Genomic DNA, 6,776 nt, shown 5'->3' on the forward strand with positions numbered 1-6,776 from the left:
GCCAATTGTCGACATAGCGTCAATATTGCCGCCCCGGGCGGGCCGGGGCCCTGATCAGCTCACCGAGGTCGGGAGCGTCCAGCTCTGCGCCGGGGAGCCGTCGCAGCCGGCCAGGTCGGCGCCGCCGCCCGGCGCGGTGCCGTTCGCCGGGTCGCGCAGGCAGCCCTGGGCACCCTGGTTCCACAGTGCGCCGGCCATCCCCACCAGCCAGACGTGGTACGGCGACCCGTTGCAGGGGTTGAGCGAGGCCCGGTTGCCGTCGGTGCCCAGGCATTTGCCGCCCAGCCGGACCGTACCGTCGGTCTCCACGCTCCACTGCTGGGCGGGCGAGCCGTCGCAGTCCAGCAGCGCCACCGGTTCCGGGCCGTCCGGGGTGCCGCCGGGCAGATCTGCCAGGCAGCGGCCGCCGGGGGCGCCGATCGGGCCCACCGGGCGGCCGGGCCGCACGTCGGTGGAGAACGACTCCGTCCGCAGGCCCGCGCCGTCGCGCCAGACCTCGAAGCCGGCCTCCACCGAGATCAGGTACCACTCCGGCTTGACCACCCCGCGGGTCACCGCGTCCCGGACGAAGGCGCGCAGGTCGAGGTCGGTGACCGAGGTGACCGGTACCTGCGCCTGGTAGGCGACCATCGGCCACTGCCGGCCGTTGGCGGCGATGGTGAGCTGCCAACTGGTGTAACCGGTGCCACCGACGACGGCGGTGCTCCCGGAAGGGCTGGCCGAGGCCGGACGGCGGTCCAGCCAGATCATCAGCTCGGCACCGTCCGGCTGGCCGTTCGCGGCCGGAGTGGTCGGGGCCGTATTGAACCAGAGGTCGTACGCCACGTTGAAGTCGCCCCGGGCGGGCAGCGTGGTGGACCAGCTACTGGTCGCCCGCCCCAGCTCGGAGACCCGGACGGGCAGCGCGCTGCCCGGGGTGCAGGTGCCCCAGTGGCAGCCGTCGAAGATCTCCGGGTAGGCGACCGGCCCGGCCGGCGGGCTCGTGGCCGCCTCGGAGGACAGGACGGTGAACCCGGCCCGGCCGTCGGTGCCGAGGCACTCGCGGGCTCCGCCGTAGTTGTTGTTGTCCACTACGTACCGGCCGCCCGCGACCGGCACGGTCTCGTACTGGCCGCAGTGCGACGTCTCGGCCGCCGCGGCCGGACCGGCCGGCAGCAGCAACCCCGCCACCGCCACCACGACGCCCATCAGCGCCGCGCCCGCCCGGCTTCCCCGCATCCCCATCCCCGCTGCCCCCACTCGTCCGGTGTCAGTTCTTCGAGCTGCCCACGAGACCGTTCACCCAGTCGCGCGCCGAGTCGAACCAGCCCACGACGTTGTCCCAGTACTGCGGCAGCGGCGTGAAGTTCCACAGCGCCAGCCCCGCCACGGCGAGCACCAGCAGCACCATCAGACAGCCCTTGAGGCAGCCGAGCCCCGGGATGTACATCCGGTTGCGGCTGCGCGGACGCGGCTCACGGGCCGGCGCGGGCTCGCGGCGGGCCGGTGCCGGCGGCTCCTCGCGGCGCTGCGGCGGGGCCTCCCGGTACTGCGGCGCGGGCGGCTCGGCCCGGCGCGCCACCGGGGCGGGCGCGGGCGGGTAGCCGCCCTGCGACTGCCCGTACCCGGACGGGGCCTGCCGGTAGCCACCGGGCGGCTGCGGACGGCCTCCCTGGCCGCCCTGGCCGCCCTGAGTCCGCTGGCCCCCCTGACCGCCCTGACTGCCCTGGCCGCCCCGGCCCGCCTGGTAGGGCGGCGGGGCCACCGGTGGACGCTGGGCGTAGCCGGGCGGGGGCGGGGACTGGCGGTAGCCGCCGGGCTGCTGCGGCCCGGCGGGGCCGCCCGGGGCGCCCTGGCCCGGCCGGTGCCCCTGGCCGGCGTGGCCCCCCTGGCCGGCCTGGTAGGGCGGCGGGGCGACCTGCGGCTCCGAGTGGTTCTCGTAGTCCTCCGGACCGAAGTAGCCGACCTGAGTCTGCTGGTTGCGGTCCCGCGCCGCGCGCAACTGGGTCTGCCACGGGTGCGGCGTCTCCTCCTGCGGCGGCGCGACGGGCGGGGGCGGCGGCACCGCGACGGGCGGCATCATCCGGGTACGGTCCGCGGCTCCCTGCGGGGGCGCCGGCGGCGGCTGGGTGCCCATCACCCGGGTCGCCGCGGCCGGGTCGAACGCCCCGCCCGGGGTCGGCGGCAGCACCTGGGTGCGGTCCTCGGTGCCCGGGGCCACGGCGCCCGGCATCGTCGCCATCGGCGACATCGGCGACATCGTGGTGGGGACCGCGGTCGGCTGCGGGTCCGGCAGCAGCAGGGCACCGACCGCCAGCGCCTCGTCCACCGCCGGCGGGGAGGCGTGCACCCCGACGCCGGCCGCGACCACCCGCAGCGCGTGGGCCAGCGACGTGGCGCCGGGCCGCTGGGCCGGGTCCTTGCGCAGGCAGCGCTCGATCACCGTCCAGAGCGGCTCGGGCATGGTGCTGGGCCGCTGCGGCTCGTGGGCCAGATGGGCCTGGAGCACGGCGAGCGCGCTGTCCCCCTGGAACGGCTGCCGCCCGGTGACCAGCTCGTACAGCATGATCCCGGCGCCGTACACGTCCACCGCGGAGGTCTGCGGACGGCCCTCGGCGGACTCCGGCGCGACATAGGCGGGGGTGCCGACGAACTCGTGGGTGCGGGTGACGCCCGGGGAGTCGGCGAGCCGGGCGATGCCGAAGTCGGTCAGCAGCGGATGCATCCGCTCGGCGCCGTCCACCACGGTGGAGGCGAGCATCACGTTGGCCGGCTTGAGGTCGCGGTGGACGATCCCGTCCGCGTGGCTGGCCGCCAGCGCGTCCGCGACCTGGGCCATCAGCAGGGCGCCGGCGATCGGGCTGAACGGGCCGTTGGCGCGCAGGTAGCGGGCCAGGTCGGGGCCCTCCACCAGGTCCATCACCAGGGCCAGCAGCTCGCCCTCGACGACCAGGTCCCGGACCCGGACGATGTTGGGGTGGGTCAGCCGCAGCAGCAGCGAGCGCTCGCGCAGGAAGCGCATCACCACGTCGGGGTCGGCGGCCAGCTCCTCGCGCAGCACCTTGATCGCCACCCGCTGCCCGGGCGCGCAGCCCGGCACCTGTGCGTCCTCGCGCACCACGCCGCGCCAGACGGTCCCGGTCGCACCCCGTCCGAGGGTCTCCTCCAGCAGATATTTGCTGCCGACTGGCCGCACCTGTCGCACTCCTCGCCGTGCCGCCCGCGCGGGGCGCTCCTCCGCCGGTGCGGTGAGCCTGCCGGGCCCGTGTCTGCGGCCACTCTAACGGTGCCGGTTCGGGTTTTCGGGGTGACCGGCAGGCCATCCGTACGGTCTGGGGAAGGGTTGGGGGACATCCCCTAGGGAAGGTCCCGGGCACCCCGCGAGGAGGCGATCGGCCCTGACTCCCCGTCGCCCCGCCACCGTGTCGATCGCAAGATCGTCAAATCCGGTACCGTGCGCGGACCGTCCTCGACGGATGGCAGGATGGACACTCGCCACTCGTGTGGCCCAACGGTGCCCACGGCACCGGGCAGCGGTACCAGGTTCACATCAGCAGAAGGGACCCGCGGGCGAGATGCAGATCCGGCTGACCGTCCTCCGACCGCGCAGCGGCCCGGCCGCCGCCGGCTCCGCCATCCCCTACGTGGACGTGCTGGTCACCGCGCCCGTCGGCACCGCACTCGGCGCCATCGCGGGTGCGCTCGCCGGCGCCGTGGGCGTGCGCGGGCCGCGGGCCGCCACCCACGTGCACCTGTACGCCGGGGCGCACCGGGTCGACGAGCACACCCTGCTCGGCCACCCCCCGCTGCTCGACGGCGCCGTCCTCAGCCTGAACGAGCCCGACCCGACCGCCGACGACCCCGACGACGCCCCCGCCGCCGCCGAACTGCGCGTGGTCGGCGGCCCCGACGCCGGCGGCGTGCACCGGCTGCACGGCCGGGAGATCCGGGTCGGCCGCTCCGCCGAGGCCGACGTCCCGCTCGACGACCCGGACGTCTCCCGGCTCCACCTCTCCCTGCACCTCGCCGAGGACGGCCGGGTCACCGCGCGCGACCTCGGCTCCACCAACGGCACCACGCTGGACGGCCGGCTCGTCCCGCCCGGCCCGCCGGAGGCCGCCGTCCCGCTGGAACCCGGCACCGTGCTGCGGATCGGCGAGTCCACCCTCCAGGTGACCGCCCCCGACCCGGCCGAGGCCGCCGGCGCCACCCGCGCCGCCCTGCCGGACGGCAACGGCCACCTCCAGCTCGCCGCCCCCGGCCCGGCCCGGCCCGCGCCGCCCGTGGTCGAGCCGCCCACCGCCCCCGAACCGGCCCCCGGCCGCGGCCGCGGCCTGTTCTCCCTGCTGCCCGGCCGCACCGCCGAACCGCCCGGTCAGGAGAGCGCCGAGCGCCACCACGCCGCGGTGCGGCTGCGCCAGACCGCCGCCCAGCGCGAACGCTGGCCCGACCTCGCCACCCTGCTGCTCAACGCCGTCGGCCCCGGCCCCCGCCTCTGGGAACGCGGCCCCGGCCACCCCGACGCGCTCACCCTGCGCCTCGGCACCGCCGACCGCCCCGGCGGCCCCGGCACCACACCCGGCACCACGCTGCCCGCCGTCCCGGTCACCCTCGACCTCCAGACCGCCGGCAGCCTCGGCCTCAGCGGCCCGCGCGAGCGCCTGGACGCGCTCACCCGCGCCGTCGTCGCCCAGCTCGCCGCACTGCACCCGCCGACCGGGCTGAGCCTGGTCGTGGTCGACGCCGACCAGGCCCGCACCGCCGAGGAGCGCGCCGACACCTGGGCCTGGGCCCTGTGGCTGCCCCACCTGCGCCCGGTCGACGGCCAGGACTGCCGACTGCTGATCGGCCTCGACGACGAACAGGCCACCGCCCGGCTGACCGAGCTCACCGCCCGGCTCAGCGGCCCCAGCGGCCTCGGCGGCCACCCCGCGACCGTGGTCGTGGTGGACGGCCGGCCGGCCACCGAAGCCGCCCGCCAGGCACTCGACCTGCTGCTGCGCCAGGGCCCGGCGGTCGGCATCTTCCCGATCTGCCTCGCCGAGCAGCCCGAACTGCTCCCCCGGGGCCTCGGCGCCACCGCCCTGATCACCGGCGAGGTCGGCACCCAGCTCTCGCTGAACCGCCCGGTCGCCCGCGGCCGGGAAGCCCTCCACGAGGTCTCGCTGGACGCCGTCTCGGACGCCTGGGCCGAACGGCTGGCCCGCGTCCTCGCCCCCCTGCGCGAGGCCGTCCCGGCCGCCCGCGGCCCGCTGCCCGACGTCCTGCGGCTGCTCGACCTGCTCCAGCTCGACACCGTCACCCCGGCCAAGCTGTCCGCCCGCTGGGAGGCGCACGCCGGAGGCATCGGCGCCGCCACCGCCCTGCTCGGCACCACCCGCGACGAACTCTGCACCCTCGACCTGGCCGACCCCGAACTCACCCTCCCCTCCCCCGACCCGGGCGGCCCGCACCTGCTGATCGGCGGCGCCCGCGGCTCCGGCAAGACCGAACTGCTGCGCACCCTGGTCGCCTCGCTCGCCGTCTCCGAACGGCCCGAGCGGCTGACCGTCACGATCATCGAGGGCCGGGCCACCCCGGACGGCCAGGACGGCCTCGACGGCTGCACCGACCTGCCGCACGTCACCGGCCGGGTGAACGCCGCCGCCGACCCGCGCGCCGCACTGCTCGCCGCCGAGGCGCTGGAGGACGAACTCGCCCTGCGGGAGCGGCTGTTCGACGGGCTGGACTTCGCCTCCTGGCACGCCGCACGGATCCTCGACGAGCAGGGCCTGGACGGGCGGGGCCTGGACGGGCGGGAGGCGCACGCGGAACACCCCAGGGTCCCGGTGCCCGCCGCCGTCGGCGGCGGCGCCGCCACCACGCCCCGGATCATCCCGCCGCGCAGCGCGGAGGGCCCCCGCCCGACCGGACCCGCCGCCGCGCCCGCCCGTCTCGTCGTCGTCGTCGACGACTACGACGCGCTGCTCTCCCCCACCTCCGCCGCCGGCCGCCCGCTCACCCGCGCGCTGGCCGCCGTCGCCCGCCGCGGCGGACCGCTCGGCGTGCACCTCGCCGTCGCCACCGGCCGCCCGGAGGAGAGCGCCGGCACCGAGGTGGACGAGGCCGCGCTGCTCCGGATCGCCCTGCGCACCGACGACCCGGCCGACTCCGACCTGCTGATCCACCTCGGCGACGCGGCGGCCCTGCCCGAGGACACCCCCGGCCGCGGCTACCTCCGCCTCCCGGACGGCGGCGTCACCGCCTTCCAGACCGCCCGGATCAGCGGCCGCATCCCGCGCACCGCCACCCTGCGGCCCACCGTCGTCGCCATAGACCCGCTCCAGCTCGGCGCCCCGCCGGCCCGCCGCCCGGTCCGCGAGCTCGGCAACGGCCCCACCGACCTCGCCCTCCTCGCCAGCGCCCTCCAACGCGCCGCCGCCCGCTGACGGCCCTGCCTCCCCCCTGCGCAGGGGGGAGCTGAAACCGCCACGCTCGCCAACACAGAACGCCCACCCACAAGGCCCGGGCGGAGCAGCGGCAACAGGTCCGGTGACCGATCAATGAAGTTGGGCGGGCCCGCGTCCTCTGACGCGGGCCCGCCCAAAGAAAAATGAGAAAGAGAAGGAAGCGCCCCGCCCTCCCGCCCCTTCCAGAAAGCGCAAGAGCAACGGCGGGCCTGGCCAAGCTAGGCCAGGCCCGCCAAAACCACCATCAAACAGCACTCATGCCGCCTCACCATCCGTTGCCGCTTCGGCCTTGCCGAAGCGGCAACGGCGTTTACATCACCACTTCTGCATAGGAAGTCGACCTGGCCG

Annotated in this window: 3 protein-coding genes; 1 reads left to right on the forward strand and 2 read right to left on the reverse strand. The window is 76.7% G+C overall.

Annotated features, from left to right (window positions below):
* Positions 1-54: 54 nt before the first annotated feature.
* Positions 55-1,218 (reverse strand): ricin-type beta-trefoil lectin domain protein, encoded by a 1,164-nt coding sequence (locus ACFVVA_RS35870; RefSeq protein WP_387694893.1) that lies wholly within the window; start codon positions 1,216-1,218, stop codon positions 55-57.
* Positions 1,219-1,249: 31 nt separating this feature from the next.
* Complete coding sequence (locus ACFVVA_RS35875) at positions 1,250-3,175, reverse strand: protein kinase (RefSeq protein ID WP_387694894.1); 1,926 nt, start codon at positions 3,173-3,175, stop codon at positions 1,250-1,252.
* A gap of 379 nt (positions 3,176-3,554) precedes the next feature.
* Here ACFVVA_RS35875 and ACFVVA_RS35880 point away from each other — a divergent pair, with 379 nt between their 5' ends.
* Positions 3,555-6,407: an FHA domain-containing protein gene (locus tag ACFVVA_RS35880; protein ID WP_387694895.1), complete on the forward strand. Its 2,853-nt coding sequence runs from the start codon at positions 3,555-3,557 to the stop codon at positions 6,405-6,407.
* Positions 6,408-6,776: the final 369 nt, after the last annotated feature.

Origin of the sequence: Kitasatospora sp. NPDC058048, assembly GCF_042885555.1 — a bacterium.
Taxonomy (GTDB): domain Bacteria; phylum Actinomycetota; class Actinomycetes; order Streptomycetales; family Streptomycetaceae; genus Kitasatospora; species Kitasatospora lactacystinica.

Coding starts and splice junctions, on each gene's coding strand:
- ACFVVA_RS35880 (WP_387694895.1), top strand. CDS start 3,555: ATGCAGATCCGGCTGACCGTCCTCCGACCGCGCAGCGGCCCGGCCGCC.
- ACFVVA_RS35870 (WP_387694893.1), bottom strand. CDS start 1,218: ATGCGGGGAAGCCGGGCGGGCGCGGCGCTGATGGGCGTCGTGGTGGCG.